Origin of the sequence: Psychrobacillus sp. MER TA 171 (assembly GCF_023713305.1) — a bacterium.
Lineage (GTDB): Bacteria > Bacillota > Bacilli > Bacillales_A > Planococcaceae > Psychrobacillus.
The window spans coordinates 18880-33574 of the sequence record NZ_JAMAWN010000006.1 but is presented as its reverse complement, the minus strand read 5'-3'; the positions used below and the strand labels follow the sequence as shown (position 1 = coordinate 33574).

Annotated in this window: 16 protein-coding genes; 11 read left to right on the top strand and 5 right to left on the bottom strand. The window is 36.1% G+C overall.

Annotated elements, in window-relative coordinates:
- The first annotated feature begins 131 nt into the window (after positions 1-131).
- The 4 genes from M3627_RS07545 (at position 132) to M3627_RS07530 (ending at position 4954) form a co-directional block, all read left to right on the top strand.
- Positions 132-1004: an ABC transporter ATP-binding protein gene (locus M3627_RS07545; RefSeq protein ID WP_251553505.1), complete on the top strand. Its 873-nt coding sequence runs from the start codon at positions 132-134 to the stop codon at positions 1002-1004.
- Positions 1005-1014: 10 nt separating this feature from the next.
- Positions 1015-2112, top strand: a complete 1098-nt coding sequence (locus M3627_RS07540) for an ABC transporter permease (protein ID WP_251553504.1) — start codon at positions 1015-1017, stop codon at positions 2110-2112.
- Positions 2113-3399 carry an ABC transporter permease gene (locus M3627_RS07535; RefSeq protein WP_251553503.1) on the top strand — a complete coding sequence of 429 codons (1287 nt, stop codon included), beginning with the start codon at positions 2113-2115 and terminating at the stop codon, positions 3397-3399. It abuts the gene before it with no gap.
- Positions 3400-3688: 289 nt separating this feature from the next.
- Positions 3689-4954 carry a hemolysin family protein gene (locus M3627_RS07530; RefSeq protein WP_285841663.1) on the top strand — a complete coding sequence of 422 codons (1266 nt, stop codon included), beginning with the start codon at positions 3689-3691 and terminating at the stop codon, positions 4952-4954.
- Positions 4955-5052: 98 nt separating this feature from the next.
- Here M3627_RS07530 and M3627_RS07525 read toward each other — a convergent pair whose 3' ends face one another.
- Entirely contained in the window at positions 5053-5529 is a 477-nt protein-coding gene (locus tag M3627_RS07525; protein ID WP_169360846.1) for a hypothetical protein, read from the bottom strand.
- A gap of 200 nt (positions 5530-5729) precedes the next feature.
- On the opposite strand from M3627_RS07525, the gene M3627_RS07520 reads away from it, so the two are divergent.
- Together M3627_RS07520 and M3627_RS07515 are read left to right on the top strand one after the other, a co-directional pair.
- Positions 5730-6278: an RNA polymerase sigma factor gene (locus tag M3627_RS07520; RefSeq protein WP_169360847.1), complete on the top strand. Its 549-nt coding sequence runs from the start codon at positions 5730-5732 to the stop codon at positions 6276-6278.
- Between the two features lie 81 nt (positions 6279-6359).
- Positions 6360-6527, top strand: coding sequence for a hypothetical protein (locus M3627_RS07515; RefSeq protein ID WP_251553502.1), 168 nt, complete (start codon positions 6360-6362; stop codon positions 6525-6527).
- Here the strand turns inward: M3627_RS07515 and M3627_RS07510 are convergent.
- Complete coding sequence (locus M3627_RS07510) at positions 6524-6997, bottom strand: hypothetical protein (protein ID WP_251553501.1); 474 nt, start codon at positions 6995-6997, stop codon at positions 6524-6526. The genes M3627_RS07515 and M3627_RS07510 overlap by 4 nt on opposite strands.
- A gap of 256 nt (positions 6998-7253) precedes the next feature.
- Here M3627_RS07510 and M3627_RS07505 point away from each other — a divergent pair, with 256 nt between their 5' ends.
- A complete protein-coding gene (locus M3627_RS07505; protein ID WP_251553500.1) occupies positions 7254-7529 on the top strand; it encodes a hypothetical protein in 276 nt (91 codons plus the stop codon).
- A gap of 83 nt (positions 7530-7612) precedes the next feature.
- Here the strand turns inward: M3627_RS07505 and M3627_RS07500 are convergent, their stop codons facing one another.
- The 3 genes from M3627_RS07500 to M3627_RS07490 form a co-directional block, all read right to left on the bottom strand.
- On the bottom strand, positions 7613-9175 hold the full coding sequence (locus tag M3627_RS07500; protein WP_169360850.1) for an ABC-F family ATP-binding cassette domain-containing protein: 1563 nt from the start codon (positions 9173-9175) through the stop codon (positions 7613-7615).
- Between the two features lie 178 nt (positions 9176-9353).
- Complete coding sequence (locus M3627_RS07495; protein WP_169360851.1) at positions 9354-9536, bottom strand: SE1832 family protein; 183 nt, start codon at positions 9534-9536, stop codon at positions 9354-9356.
- A 47-nt stretch (positions 9537-9583) separates the two neighbouring features.
- Positions 9584-10588 carry a hypothetical protein gene (locus M3627_RS07490; RefSeq protein WP_251553499.1) on the bottom strand — a complete coding sequence of 335 codons (1005 nt, stop codon included), beginning with the start codon at positions 10586-10588 and terminating at the stop codon, positions 9584-9586.
- A 110-nt stretch (positions 10589-10698) separates the two neighbouring features.
- Here M3627_RS07490 and M3627_RS07485 point away from each other — a divergent pair, with 110 nt between their 5' ends.
- The 4 genes from M3627_RS07485 to M3627_RS07470 all read left to right on the top strand — a co-directional run bounded on the left by M3627_RS07485 (position 10699) and on the right by M3627_RS07470 (position 14245).
- Entirely contained in the window at positions 10699-11454 is a 756-nt protein-coding gene (locus M3627_RS07485) for an oxidoreductase (protein WP_251553498.1), read from the top strand.
- A gap of 206 nt (positions 11455-11660) precedes the next feature.
- Positions 11661-12227 carry an NADPH-dependent FMN reductase gene (locus tag M3627_RS07480; RefSeq protein WP_169360854.1) on the top strand — a complete coding sequence of 189 codons (567 nt, stop codon included), beginning with the start codon at positions 11661-11663 and terminating at the stop codon, positions 12225-12227.
- A 196-nt stretch (positions 12228-12423) separates the two neighbouring features.
- Entirely contained in the window at positions 12424-12942 is a 519-nt protein-coding gene (locus tag M3627_RS07475; RefSeq protein WP_251553497.1) for a sigma-70 family RNA polymerase sigma factor, read from the top strand.
- Positions 12935-14245: a DUF4179 domain-containing protein gene (locus tag M3627_RS07470; RefSeq protein ID WP_251553496.1), complete on the top strand. Its 1311-nt coding sequence runs from the start codon at positions 12935-12937 to the stop codon at positions 14243-14245. The genes M3627_RS07475 and M3627_RS07470 overlap by 8 nt, the downstream gene beginning before the upstream one ends.
- The last annotated feature ends 450 nt before the right edge of the window (positions 14246-14695 follow it).

Sequence of the window (14695 nt, the reverse complement as noted above, 5' to 3'; positions counted from 1 at the left end):
TTAATAGGGTTTTGACTTTTTTTATAACGTAAAAATATATGTCATACCTTGATTTGAAAAATATAGTTTATAATGTTATATTGATTAAAAATAATGAATATTCTGTAATTTATGGAGGAGGATTGAAAAGAATGTTTAGATTAGCGATTAAAAATCTTTCAAAAAGCTATAAGAAACAAAAAGTACTAGATGATATTAGTTTAACCATCGATTCGCCGGGAATTTGGGCCTTAGTTGGACCAAATGGAGTGGGAAAAACTACTTTCTTAAATGTTATTACTAACATACTTTCCGCTAGTTCAGGAAGCGTAGAATTGGTCGGTAAATCAAATAAAGATTATAAAGTGTTCAAAGAGGTTGCTTATCTACAAGATAGTTCCGTGCTGTTCGAATATTTAACAGGCTATGATCACTTAAAATACATATGTGAGGTAAATAAAATAAGTAAAACTCGAATAAATGAAGTAGCGGAATATGTGGGCATGACCAATTATGTAAAAAAGGTAGTGGGGAATTATTCTCTTGGTATGAAGCAGCACCTATTGCTAGCTATGGCTTTGGTGAATAAGCCAAAGCTATTATTACTGGACGAGCCATTAAATGGTTTAGATCCGACAAGTGCCATTCTCATGCGAAAGATATTGCTAGAGTTGGCAGAGAAGGGTACAACTATTATTCTTTCCTCCCATAATCTTGCGGAAATAGACCGTGTGACCAAACAAATCCTATTTTTAAAAGACAAAAAAATACTCCAAGTCAATATGGCAGACCACGAATCTATTACCTATTATCTCACTTTGTCGGATTCTCAAAAGGGGAAGTCCTTTCTTAGTAAAAATGGCTTTTTAGTCAGCGAACAACACGACAAACTCAAATTTGAGTTAAAAGAGCAGTCCTTATCCACAGTAATAAGCATTCTTCAGGAACACCAAGTAGAAATCTACGACATCGAAAAGGAAATAACGGGTTCAGAAAAACTATATGAAGAATTATTTGGACTGTGAGGAGCTCAATGTGAAAATATTCCTATTTGAGATCAAGAAAATACTCCATGCAAAGGCATTTACCATCTTCATTCTCTTAACTGTGTTATTTATTTGTGGATTATATACCCGGAATGTTCTTCAGCAAGATATGATCAGTGCTACTAAGGTACAGCAATTCTCCGAACATAGAGGCAATGTGTTTCAGGAAATCGAGCGAAACAGACAGGAACTAGAAACAGCCTCAGATCCAGAAGCGGAGAACAAATTAAACGCTGCCCTAAACTTATATGATGAAATAACTGAACTCATTCAAGCTGTACAAGATAAAAAATGGGAAGTAGAACTGGCAACAGAAATTAAAGTCTATCAATCTGCGATCGCTTATCAAGATATGAATGGTAACTTCAGACAGAGTAAGGCAGACATGTTGGATACAATTTCGCTCAATGAAGAGCTGTTAAAGGAAGGACTGCCAAAGGAGGGTTTAAACCTTTCTATTCAGACATCCCTCTTTATGAAAAATGTAGTTGCTCTCCTATTAAATCCTTTTGGATTTTTGGTTCTCTTATTGATTCTTGGGACATCCATTACGAGAGAGTTTGAGGAGAAAAACATACAAATGGTATATGTTTTACCCTTGTCGAGACACTATTATTTAATGAATAAGTTCGTTAGCTTTTTTGTATTAGGTGTACTTTGGATGTCCATCGTGTTTTTGACTTCTTTTTTACTTCCTTATCTATTTACTGACAACATGGAAAATGGTTTTTCTTATCCATTGGCTACAACCGAAGGAAATTTTCTTACATCCGGCAATTACCTCCGAGAAGCGTTTTCCTATAGTTTCGTCTATATGATTTTTTCCGTTGCCTTAATCACTCTAACGGGTTTTTTAGTAAGGAATACAATCATAAGTTATTTGCTTATTATCTTTTTACACATCGGAAACTACATCGTATTGGTGAATGATTTTGTCTATCAGGTAAACCCATTTACATACGGTATGATTGATCTCGCTGTGTTGAATGATAAAACTAAGGTATTTTTTGGAGGAAGTCTCTTATTAGGAGTATCCATCATTTTAATCCTGGTTGCTATATATATGAGTAAAAGGAGAGGAACCTAGATGAGAGGATTTTTATTTGAGTCTAAAAAGGTACTTAAAAAGAAGACGATATTAATTTCGATTTTCCTCTCCTTTCTCGCTGCCGTTGGTCTTTATATCTTTAACTATGCGGTAGCAGAAGAAATTCACGAAGGAAATATTACCAGGCTAGAAAGTTATCCTGAATTGTTCACAAATTTCGTAAATGAATCTAGAGCAGAAAAAGACAAGGCCATCGAGGCAGGGGATACCGCCAAAGCGGAAGAGATGGATTCATTCATCCATAGGAATCTAGAGTCCATTGCCAACTATGAAAAAATGATAGAAGCCTATGAGCAAGAAGATTGGATGTTCTTACATGAAAAAGATATTGATAGTTTACAGATATTTGTAAACGAACCAGAGGCCGCAACATACGGCATTGAGGAACAATTGGTCTCTTATTTTACCTTAAGAGCCACTTACGAGGAATTAAAACTGCTAAAGGATATCAACAGTAAGCCTTTTGTTCAAAATACGACATCTCTGCCTCTTCTTGCGACAATATATGATGATTTTACTGGGACGTCTTTGGAACAGTATCAAATCACAACCAAAAGGTATGGTCAAGAAGGCTTTTCCTTCTTAGTTCAACTCATTCAGTTATTTTATATTCCTGCAGTTGTATTGATTGGTTGCTTTATTTTTGGGAATAGCATTGCATCCGAAACAACCAAAAAGAAGAGGGGGCTGAATTTCTATAGAGTATTGCCTTATTCTAGATGGAAACTATTTTTCGCAAAATATATTAGTGGATACATATATCTACTTATTTTTTCTCTACTTATGTTAGCAATTCCATTAGTTTGTAGCCTCTTCACCAAAGGGCTAGGTACTTTAAAAAATCCAATCCTTGTATATGAAGGTACAAAATCAACAAGTATTTTTGGTAACTCGTTGAATCCTAGAGAAGACCAATTTCACTTTATAGAATTCCAAGAGTATTTTTGGAAGGTCTTCATATTCTTAATCGTTTTTTCCTTCTTTATATACTCAATCTATTTCTTATTTGCCCTTTTGACCAAAAATGCGAGCCTTTCCATGGTTTTGTCAGGGGCGATTACTTATATTGGGATGAACATTCTTGCTTCTGAATTTAATCCTTTTGTATATACAGATATCCATAGAATTATCACTGGAGAAATAGCTACCCGTACATTTAATTCTGGTTTTACATTTAATACAGGTTTATATATCTCTCTGGCCTTAGGCATTATTCTAACCATTTTGGGTTATCTAACTTTTCGATTTAAAAGACAAGTAACTTGAATAGGAAGCCTTTCATTTGTGTATCTAGGTGCAACTATATATGCATGATTCTCCTTAGCCTTTAATCCCTCTCTATACTAGAAATTTTAAATTACTAGTATAGAGAGGGATTTTTTGGTCATTAATTGGCATGGAAAAATAATTATAGAGTATAATGATAGAGTATTCCTTTTCTTTGTTAAGTTACACTTAGTTTTTGGAGTTGTGTTAATTTTGTGACAACTTGAATGACGGTATGCTATATTTATAATTAAAATATATGAACGTGAATAAATAGGAGGATTTTAAATTGTACATAGAATTTGTACTTTTAGCTGTTTCCATTGTAGCTTCCTTTTTCCTTTCCGGAAGTGAAACAGCCTTAATGACAGTAAATAGGACAAAGGTCCAGCTGAAAGCAGAGCAAGGGGAGGTTGCTGCAGTTAAATTACTTGCCCAGCTAATGAAGCCGGACCGAATGATCATAACGATTCTTATTGGTAACACGGTAGCTAATACATCTATGACGTTATTAGCTATATTAATAGCAGATCACTATGATTGGCATATTGGTTGGTCCGTTGTAGTTGTGGCAGCATTTATAATATTATTTTGTGAGGTATTGCCGAAAACAATTGCAGCAACATTTTCTGAAACGATTGTTTACATAGTAGCACCATTAATACGTTTCTTAGTTGCAATTCTTCGTCCTATTACTATCTTGATTTCAGAGTTTACAAATATGCTCATCAGAATAGGCTCTAATGGGGCAGTAAAAGAAACAATGATTACGAAGGAAGAATTGCTTTCCATGGTGGATCTTGCATCAAGTGATGGTACGTTTGAGGTAGAGGAATCGGAGAGAATCAGAGGAATTCTTGATTTTCCGAACAAGGATGTCTCCGATGTGCTCTGTACACATAGAACAGATGTGGTAGGAATCCCAATCGAAGCTACCTATGAGGAAGTAAGAGACATCATTTTAGAACACTCATATACACGTTATCCTATATATGAAGAGAGCTTAGACACAATTGTTGGGATGTTCTATTCGAGAATGCTAATAGAATGGTCAATAGAACCGTCACTTACGCTAGAGGAAATAGTGGACAAAGAACCATTGTTTGTCGTGCAAACATTAAGTGTAGAAAAAGTATTTAAGTTAATGCTCAACAAGAAAAAGCATATGGCCATCGTTTTAGATGAATACGGGGGTACACTTGGTATTGTTACGCATGAAGATTTAATAGAAGAAATGATTGGCCAAGAAATTGAGGATGAGACGGATGAGGATGAAGAAATCCTTCTGTTTGAACAATCGCAAAACCATCTGGTATGCTCCGGACGTTTTGAAATTGAAGACCTAAATGAAATGTTCGAGCTTTCTATTGAAACAGAAAATGATACAATAGGTGGTCTCGTTTTAGAACAACTCGGTCATGTACCAGAAGAAAATGAAAAGTTCCGTTTTGAAAACCTGTATATAGAAATAAACGAAATGGATCGCAATAGAATTGTACGAGTAACGATTACAAAGGATTCAGAGGAAGATACTACCGAAACACAAGAGGATTAAATTCTCTTGTGTTTTTTTATTTAGGTGCCATTTTTAATTGGTTTTTTATAGAAGACAATGCAATAGATCGAACTAAAAGTATACAGTGGTTATATTATCTATTTTATTTTAGTAATTGTGGGTTGTACTTCACTTAATACATCAATAAAATGATTGCCTGTTACATATAAGTGATGTTCAAGAGTAGAATCTTCTGGTAACGGAAGACTACCGTCAATACTTTTATACCAGGATTCAAAACTTGAATTTTCTATTTTGTAAAAAGTAGAATCGTACAAGTGATTTGGCAAAGCAGCGTCTTTTCTTTCCTTGTAAATTTCACCAAAAAGGTTTTCCAAATCCGATCTTATATGTTCTTCCAAAATGCGAAAATGACGAACTGGATAAAAATAATTCTCGTCTTGCTTATATGTGAATTTAAATTCCTGTACAGGGTTGTTGAGTGTACATGTTGCGAATGTTAATTCGAATTTTTCAAAATCATAATGCATGGATACTAAGTCCATTGGTTCTTTAAAACGGTCAAATGGATTGTTTTGTATTGGTTCCCAAGTTATTAATTTTCCATTTTCCAAAATTATATTCCTCCTAGGAAGTTAGTGGTTGGCTTTGGCCGCTAGTAGATAGTGTAGGTTGGTTGATGCGTACTTTACTACATGATACCTTTCTTGTTTCTTACACGTTTGTAATTTTTCTGAAAGAGAATCCGATGGAGGGTAAGGTTAGGATTTGGCATTATATAGTTATAAGAAAAGCCAACCGGAGGATATTAAAAATGCAAATTACAATTGAGAATATATATGAAGAATATAACCGTTACATATACTACCTATGTCTGAAACTGACTAAAAACCCTGTAGAAGCAGAAGATTTAATGCAAGAGGTATGGATGAAAGTTGTAAGGTACGAGTCTTATATGAAGGAAGTAGACCACGTAAAAGCATGGTTAACAACTATTTGTATGAATACATTCCGCGACCGTTACCGTAAGCAAGTAAGACGCAGTAAATACGTTGCAAATCAACCTGATCAGTTAGATATTTCATTGCTGGACCTCATTGCTTCAGATGTTTTATCAGTAGAGGAGCAGCTAGAAAAAGAAGACGTTTGTGAAATTGTCCGCACTAAGATTTCTGAACTAGATGCTATTTATCAAAAGACTGTCATGTATTTCTATGTACATCAATTTTCCCTGAATGAAATTGCAGAGGTTATGAAAGTGTCTATAGGAACTGTAAAATCACGCTTATTCCGAGCAAAACAACGTCTAAAAGAAATGATTATGAATGACGATCTAGCAAAAGAATCATTAGCTTTTGCGTAAAATATGTATAAATAAGGACGTGAAATCTTGATGAAGGTTTCACGTTTTAGTATTTTTTAGTTAGGCAATAAATTCAATTGAATGAAATCGATGACAAAAGCGGTGATTATTATGAACTTTTTATTTGTGCCGATTGTAGCAGTAGGCTGCGACTCCAATGGGAAGAATGATAAGACACGTACGTTATATTTATTAAAAGGTAACGAGCTTGGAATAGCAAACCCAAGTTCGTTTTTCTATTTTAATTAGTCTTTGACGGGATAATTGCTAGCCTCAATTTTAATCCTTGATATTACTTCTTCTTCATTAAGCTCAGTAGGTTCAACGCTATAGCGCAGCTGATCGATGAGCTCACTTACCTCATACCACTCCATCAAATCGTCCGGATACTCTAAATCAGATGCAATAATCCGATACATCATGTAAGCCAAATCAAATATCGCAGAATGACTATTAGCCTCTAGTATTTTAGCTGCTAAATGACCTAAATAATCTCTTGTACATGTTTCAATGGTTGGTGCTTGTATTGATAACTCTTGTAAAGCCCTTTTGAAATAAACTTCCACTTCGAAAATACTCTCATTATATGAGATGGAAGAAACTATATTTACGGATGATGATGATATATCGTTTGCTAATAAGTTATGGGACCAATTCACATAGTCCTTAGTGGTCACAGTTCTTTTTTGTATTTTATAAAATAGAGCATTGGTTTTCACTTTATTAATCTCCTTAAATAATAATCTCTTTTATAACTTTATACACGATGAACAAAAAAATTTCTATGCAATATGTTATAGAAATAGCTGTTAGTGTCTGCTTTGAGATATGCTATTATTGTAAAAAAATAGAGGGGTAAGACACTATGAATTATATAATCCAATTGTTCAGCTACATGCCGAGCTTGTAGGGTGCGCTATTGCCATTCCTTGAAGCACCTTGCAAGCTCGGGTTTCTCAAGGGAGCTGATACAATATGAAAAATCGTTCGAAATCTTACACTCGCCATCAGCGAGAGCGAGCCATTCAAAAAAAGATAGGAATCGTAAGAAACGTTTTTAATTGGGACGACAAAGGAGTAAAATATACGCCCGTAAGAGGTAAGTTTAACAAAGGCAAGGTTCATTGTTCTTGTTGGATGTGCCGTTATGAGCAACATCTTGGGATTCCAAAAGCCAAATATCAAGCAAAATGGCATGCTATGAAAAAAGAGATAGACTTAGAGTTAACTGTCGATATGGGAGATAACTAACGTTTCCAGTCAAAAGAATATGCAAAAAAGCTGATCGCGATACTTCTCACGATCAGCTTTTTAATGTTTATCAGGTTAAAGTTTTACTCTTCAATAATTTCTTTCCCTGTAGAGAACCATTCTTCAACGTTCCAAACCTTTGTCGCTAAGCCCTCATAGAATTCAGGCTCATGGCTGACAAGAACAATTGTGCCTTTGAATTCCTTCATTGCACGTTTCAACTCTTCTTTTGCATGAATATCTAAATGGTTAGTTGGCTCATCGAAAATTAGCCAATTACTTTCTTCCATCATTAGCTTACATAAACGAACCTTCGCTTGCTCACCACCACTTAAACTGGAAAGAGGGCGAGTAATGTGTTCACTTTTAAGTCCGGTGCGTGCCAATGCTGCTCGAACCTGGCTTTGCTCCATGCTTGGATAAGTTTCCCATACAGACTCAATTGGTGTAATGTTACCAGCTTTTACTTCTTGTTCAAAGTAAGAAGGGAAGAGGAAGTCGCCTCGGATTACTTTTCCACCAATTGGAGGGATTTTCCCTAGCATGGTTTTTAGTAAGGTAGATTTACCAATACCATTCATCCCTACAAGGGCAATTTTCTCTCCGCGCTCTATCGTAAACGTTAAAGGGGGAAGAAGTGCTTTGTCGTAACCAATCTCTAAATGCTCCGCTTCAATGACATAACGCCCAGAGCTACGAGACTCCTTAAAGCCGAACTCTGGCTTCGCTGCAGTCTCAGGACGGTCAATACGCTCAATGCGATCCAATTGTTTTTGGCGAGACTTAGCTCGTCCAGTTGTAGAGTAGCGTGCTTTGTTTTTAGCGATGAATTCCTCTTGTTTTTTGATGAAATCCTGTTGTTTTTCATAAGCGTCCAGATGCTGTCTTTTATTTAGCTCCGCAAGCTCTAAGAATTTTTCATAGGAAGCTGTGTAGCGTGTAAGCTTCGAGAATTCTAAATGGAAAATGACATCTACAATTCCATTCATGAATTCTGTATCATGAGAAATTAATAAGAATGCATGTGGATAGTTTTTAAGATAGTTGGATAACCAATTTACATGCTCTTCATCTAAATAGTTAGTAGGCTCATCTAGTAAAAGAACTTTTGGCTTTTCCAATAAAAGCTTGGCAAGTAAAACCTTTGTACGCTGACCACCGGATAATGCCTCTACTGGACGGTCTAGTCCGATTGCATCTAGACCAAGTCCTCTAGCAACCTCTTCGATTTTCATATCTAGTGAATAGAAGTCTCCAGCATCCAGTGCATCTTGAATTTCTGCCATTTGTTCGAGTAACACTTCAAGCTCTTCAGGTGTAGCATCACCCATTTTTCCAATAATCTCGTTAAGCTCTTCTTCCTTTTTATATAGAGGCAAGAAGGCATCACGAAGTGTATCGAACATGGAACGCCCTGGCTGTAAGCGTGTATGCTGATCTAAATATCCATAATGCGTACCTGGAAGCCATTCTACTCGACCCTCGTCATATATAATCTCTCCCGTTAAAATGCTCATCAATGTTGATTTTCCAACACCATTTGCCCCAACTAGCCCTACGTGTTCGCCCTCAACTAAGCGAAATGAAACCTCTTTAAATAATGTACGATCACCGAATGTATGTCCCAAATTTACTACGTTTAACATATGATTTTTTCCTCCAAAAAGAAAGCTCGCAAAACTGATAAAACGATAATTTTCTCTGTATCTTTGCTTAAAAAAGCATCGCAAAGATTACAGACGGGGCAGTTAACATACTCCAACCCTACCAAAGGACGGGTTTCCATACGTCTCTTTCCCCTATCTGCAAACAGAAAAATACGTTTTACAGTTCAGCGAGCTGTTTGTTTAGTTTAGCAAGGTCTTCTTCCATTTGTGCTAGTCTACGCTCAGCATTCTCGACTTGAGTAGGGTGTCCATTTGATTCAAGCTTTTCCATGTCACCTTGTAATCGAATATAGTCCATTTTTAACTCAGCGATTTGTGTCTGCAGCTGTTGTTTTGTCATGAATGTTCACCTTCAGCTTTTTGCTCCATTGTAGCACAAAAATTAACTTAATGCGCAATTTCTTCTTCCTCTTTTTTGGAGACTATCAATTGTTCTATGAGTTCCACTACATCTGTAAGGTGATTGCTAAAATCTAGTTGCTTTTGTTTATATTTGTAGGCATTTTTGCGATTCTCGTGGAGAATGATTTCCATTATTGCATTTTGCAAGTAGGATTGTTTTATCTTTCTTCCGAGTCCCAGATTTGTAAAACCATGCTTCTCAGTAGGAAAACCGTAGTTAACCTCTTCCTCATGCGCACATAGGACAATACATGGTACCTGGAATTGTGAAACTAAATAAGGCACATAGGATCCCGAGCTAATCACGATATCGCTTAATGGAATATAAATTTCCGGTTCATTCGTTTTAATAATGCCGATAGATTTCCTTGTGAGAGCGAAACGTTTTAGCTCCGTTACATCATGCTTATATTGATCATTCACAAGTACACTGATGCGCAATGGAATATGGAGCTGTACTAGATGCCGAAGTGTTCGGTACGTTAAGTTTTCGGGATCCTCATGTGGAAAAGCAACCACTATATGCGGAGGCAAGTCCGGCATGTTATTATTTTTATAAACGATCTTGTGTACAGGAATGTAGCCAGTTGGCCCATATACATAATTCTCCTTGGAAACTTCTTTAGGAGTTTCATAGAGTGCCTGAAAGACAATATCAGCGAGTAATCCGCCATCTCCATGATCATCAAAATGAACCAGGCATCGGTTATCCTTTTTTAATCTTTTAATGAGGTCTTTCTCAGAATTACCACTATCGTGAATGATACAATCCGGCTGGAAGGAGTCCATCTCTGCTACTAATTGAGCATTTGTTTTATACAAGAAAGGTTTAATCTGCTTTTTTTCTAAGTAGTAAATGAGGCTTGTATTAGTAGAAGGAACAAAAACTTTGTTTTCCTTCATCTTCATTACAGAAAGAAGGCTATTTGCACGATCGGCAGGATACAATCCACGATGAGGCAGCGTGTTTAATAAATAAGCAAGTTTCAAATTTCATCATCTTCCTTTCAGACATATTCCTTCTATTGTATGGGGACGGGCAGGGGGATATGACAATTTGGCTAGGAAAGTGATGACTACATTTAAGAGGAGGTATAAAAGTGACTAAAAGAACAGCTATAGTAGTTGGAGCGACGGGCTTTACAGGTCAATTTTTAGTAAAGCAGCTCTGTGAGAGTGATGAATATACAGCAATTTCAATTATTGCTAGGAGGAAACCTGATTTTAATCATCCAAAGCTTGACGTAAGGGTAAAGGATTTTGAGCAACTGGAGGAAAAGGATCTAGAAATTGCAGATGACTTGTTTTGTTGTTTAGGGACTACGATAAAAAAAGCTAAGTCGAAAGAAAATTTTCAAAAAGTGGATTTTGAGTACCCTCTACAAATTGCTTCCCTAGCAAAAAAGAGAGGTATACCTAATTTTCATGTAATTTCTGCGGTTGGATCAAACAAAAAGTCTCCTTTTCTCTATAGTCAGGTAAAGGGCAAACTAGAGGAAGAGTTAATAGCACTAAATATGCCGAGTCTCTCCATTTTTAAGCCATCTCTAATAATCGGTGGGAGAGAGGAATTCAGATTAGGTGAACGTCTATCCGAAGGTTTATTTAAAGTGTTAAACCCAGTGCTGACAGGTCCCTTTAAAAAGATGAGGGCAGTCGAAGGACACCAGCTTGCCTTTGCTATGTATCATTACGCCCTTCATGGTCAGAGGAATAAGGTGAATATTTATCAAAACATAGATATTTTAAATGCTAAACAAATCGAAGTGAAGGAAGAGCAGCCTATTTCTAGAGAAGACCTTTTTAATTGGGAGAAAAGAGAAGGTATTTTTGTTGATAAGGAAAAAAAGGATTAGTAAGAAAGATGCTATTGTCGTTCATGCAAGAAGTGCATATACTGCATTAAACTAGGTAATCCCGTATTTACAGGGATAAAACTGGGTGTAGCCCAGAAGGGAGCTATTTCAGTCAAAAGGATGAACTTCATCAAACAGGAACTTTTCTACTAAAATGGATCTATTTTTTTGATATAATAAGAACGGAAAAAGGAGGTTCTGTTAAGGTGAAAATTCTATTGGTGGACGGAACAATTATCGGAACAAAAACAGGTGTATTATTAGAACAAGTGAAAGAATATATAGAAGAAATCAATAAAGACTATACATTGGAAATCATCAAGCTTTCTAATTATGAGCATCAATTTGTGGACGGGCGACCATTTCAACAATATAACGATGACATGAAGCTATTGGTTAGTAAATTTGATCAAGCAGACGGGTTTATTTTTGCGACGCCTATTTTTCAAGGATCTATTCCAGGCGTATTAAAAAATACCTTCGACTTCTTGCATCCAAAATCTATGCGTTACAAGCCGGTTTCCATCGTAGCTAACGGAGGTACATTTCAGCATCATCTAGTGGTTGAAAACCAGTTGAAGCCTATTCTAGATTATTTTAAATGCTTAGTTACTCCAAACTACGTGTACACGCAAACGAGTCACTTTGATGAAAACAACAAAATCATTGATAAAGATGTCCATGCTCGATTAAAGGAGCTTGCTCGCGTATTTGTTTTATATGCAGATATGAGCAACAGCCTAACAAAAGAGGCAACGATTCGAATAAATTAATTGCTTTCCCTATGCTCTAGTAATGGGGAAGACAGACCTAGACTGTAAACAATCTTTCATAGTTGTTTATAGTCTTTTTTATACTCATTTTCATTTACCTACTCAGTTAATTTTCAGAAAAAAATAATGTTTTCGATGAACTTTTTCTGTGTTCGTGTGTCTAATGTATAGAAGAAAGCTAAAAAGGGGTGTCCATGTGGAGGAGTTAGAAATTGCAAATAAAGCTATACAAAGAGATGAGCAGGCTTTTTTGCAATTAATGCAGGAGCATAAAGCCGCTCTTTACCGAACGGCATATGCATTTTTGAAAAGTGAGCATGAGGCAGTGGAGGCAATGCAGGAGGTCACCTTTCGTGCCTATCAAAAAATACATACAGTAAAGGAACCAAAATATATAAAAACATGGTTAATCAGAATTATGATCAATTACTGTCAGACTCAGCTAAAGAAAAATAAAAGATTCATATCTACTGATGCCCTTCAAGTGCAAGGGTATGACGAAAACAGCTCTTATTTGGAAATAGAGGAAGCAATTTTGTCTCTGTCAGAGAAAGAACAGCAGCTTATTTATATGAAGTACTATCAAGAATCTAAGATTAAGGAAATTGCAGTATTAGAGAATATTCCTGAAGGAACAGTGAAGTCTCGGCTTCATAAAGCACTCAAATCATTAAGGAGTTTTTTATCGGAGAAAGGAGGAGCAGACCATGTTTGAGAAAGAGGAAGAAATGATAAGCAAATCGAAGAAACGATTAGAGGAAATGTCTATTCCTGAGGAATCAGTAAACCATGCGATTCAACATGGTCTGTTAAAAGCAAAAGCAAAAAGGCGCAACCGTAGAAAATCAATATGGACAATTGGAGTGGCAGTTATCCTCATGCTTACTTTTACAACTTCTATACGGGTTTCTCCTACATTTGCAACTGCAGTAGCCTCTATTCCTGGGCTGGAACGATTTGTCGAAATACTTCAGCCAGAGTTTGATAAAGGTTTAGAAGCCATCATTGATCAGGAATATTATGAGCCAGTTGGTATTAGTCAAACGGAGAATAATATTACTTTCACGTTAGATGGTGTAATTATAGACGAAACGGGTGCAGAGATTTTTTATACGCTAGAAGCACCCTACTCTATAAAAAATATCGATTATGGTGATATAAAATTCTTCAATGGTGATAAAGAATTGGTAAGCTCTATTAGTTACAATTCTCCCAATCAAGAAGAAGAGAATCGGAAATTAGACAAATTTAGTTTTACCTTTAGTGACATAGAGAAATTTAAAACGAAGGATTTTAAAATTAAATTTGAAATAATGGAAGGAAGAGACAAGACAACAGCCTTTGAAGTTCCATTTACGATTAAAAATGATTTAATGAGCGGAAAAGAATATAAGGTAAATAAGGAAGTAATAATAGATGGTCAAAAGATTTTCATAGAAGAAGTAAACATTTATCCTCTTCGAGTAGCACTTAACATTCACTTTGATGAAAAGAATACGATGGAAATACTTCAATTTGAGGATATTCGGTTGGAGGATGAAAAAGGAGAGGTATGGAGCTCTATACGAAATGGTTCCTCCGGCTTTGGCGGAGTTGGGGATTTAGAGAAAACGTACTTTCTACAAAGTAACTATTTTAAAGAGCCAAAGGAGCTATATTTAAAATTTGATAAGGTTCAGGCGCTTCCGAAAGAGGAAAGCTATCTGTTAATAGACTTCGATAAAAAAGAAATATTAGAACAACCATCCTTTGGAAAAATAGAAATTACGAAGATTTTACCGGGGGGTCTAGAGGTTAGGTATAAACCTATGAGAGACAACCATACCTATTCTTTGTTCTCTCAGGGAGAGAATGAGAAAGGTGAAGATATATATATACCATTGCAACGAAGCTGGAAGGACGTAGAATACCAATATGAAGATATTCAATTGGAAGGAAACATGTTTAACCCGGTAAAACTACCCTTCTATGCCTACCCGAACTATTTAAAGGGTTCAGCATCCATCAGGATAAAGTGATAATTACTAGGCTGTGTTTCTCGTTATTAAAGGGGCTAGGGATATAACTAGCCTCTATAGATGAACACATAAATTGCAACTGAAAGTATGTTTTTCTATTTAATACAGTAATAGCTGGATAAGGAATACCATTTAGGTGTAATTTTACTATAGTCTATTGATAATGGAATACTTGTAAAAAAGTATGAATAAATGTTGTTTGGAGCGCAGGTGACGACTCCAGGGGGAACAGGACAAGCTGAAGCACCCGGACTGAGCGGTGCGAGGGAGAAGGCTTGAGGCTGTCCCCCCGGAAAGCGTCCACCATAGCGGAAAACAACAGTGGCATATGATTAAATTTTAAGGAGTTTTCGTTTTCCAACGTGGGTTTTGTTCCAGACCCTTTTTAACTTAGCATTAGATTTAGGGATAATCCTATTTACTATATCCACTCAACCGATTATAGTAATA

Bases quoted from the DNA above. Each gene is read 5' to 3' on its own strand.
- M3627_RS07545 (WP_251553505.1), top strand. From the start codon at position 132: ATGTTTAGATTAGCGATTAAAAATCTTTCAAAAAGCTATAAGAAACAA.
- M3627_RS07535 (WP_251553503.1), top strand. From the start codon at position 2,113: ATGAGAGGATTTTTATTTGAGTCTAAAAAGGTACTTAAAAAGAAGACG.
- M3627_RS07520 (WP_169360847.1), top strand. From the start codon at position 5,730: ATGCAAATTACAATTGAGAATATATATGAAGAATATAACCGTTACATA.
- M3627_RS07515 (WP_251553502.1), top strand. From the start codon at position 6,360: ATGAAATCGATGACAAAAGCGGTGATTATTATGAACTTTTTATTTGTG.
- M3627_RS07505 (WP_251553500.1), top strand. From the start codon at position 7,254: ATGAAAAATCGTTCGAAATCTTACACTCGCCATCAGCGAGAGCGAGCC.
- M3627_RS07500 (WP_169360850.1), bottom strand. From the start codon at position 9,175: ATGTTAAACGTAGTAAATTTGGGACATACATTCGGTGATCGTACATTA.
- M3627_RS07495 (WP_169360851.1), bottom strand. From the start codon at position 9,536: ATGACAAAACAACAGCTGCAGACACAAATCGCTGAGTTAAAAATGGAC.
- M3627_RS07470 (WP_251553496.1), top strand. From the start codon at position 12,935: ATGTTTGAGAAAGAGGAAGAAATGATAAGCAAATCGAAGAAACGATTA.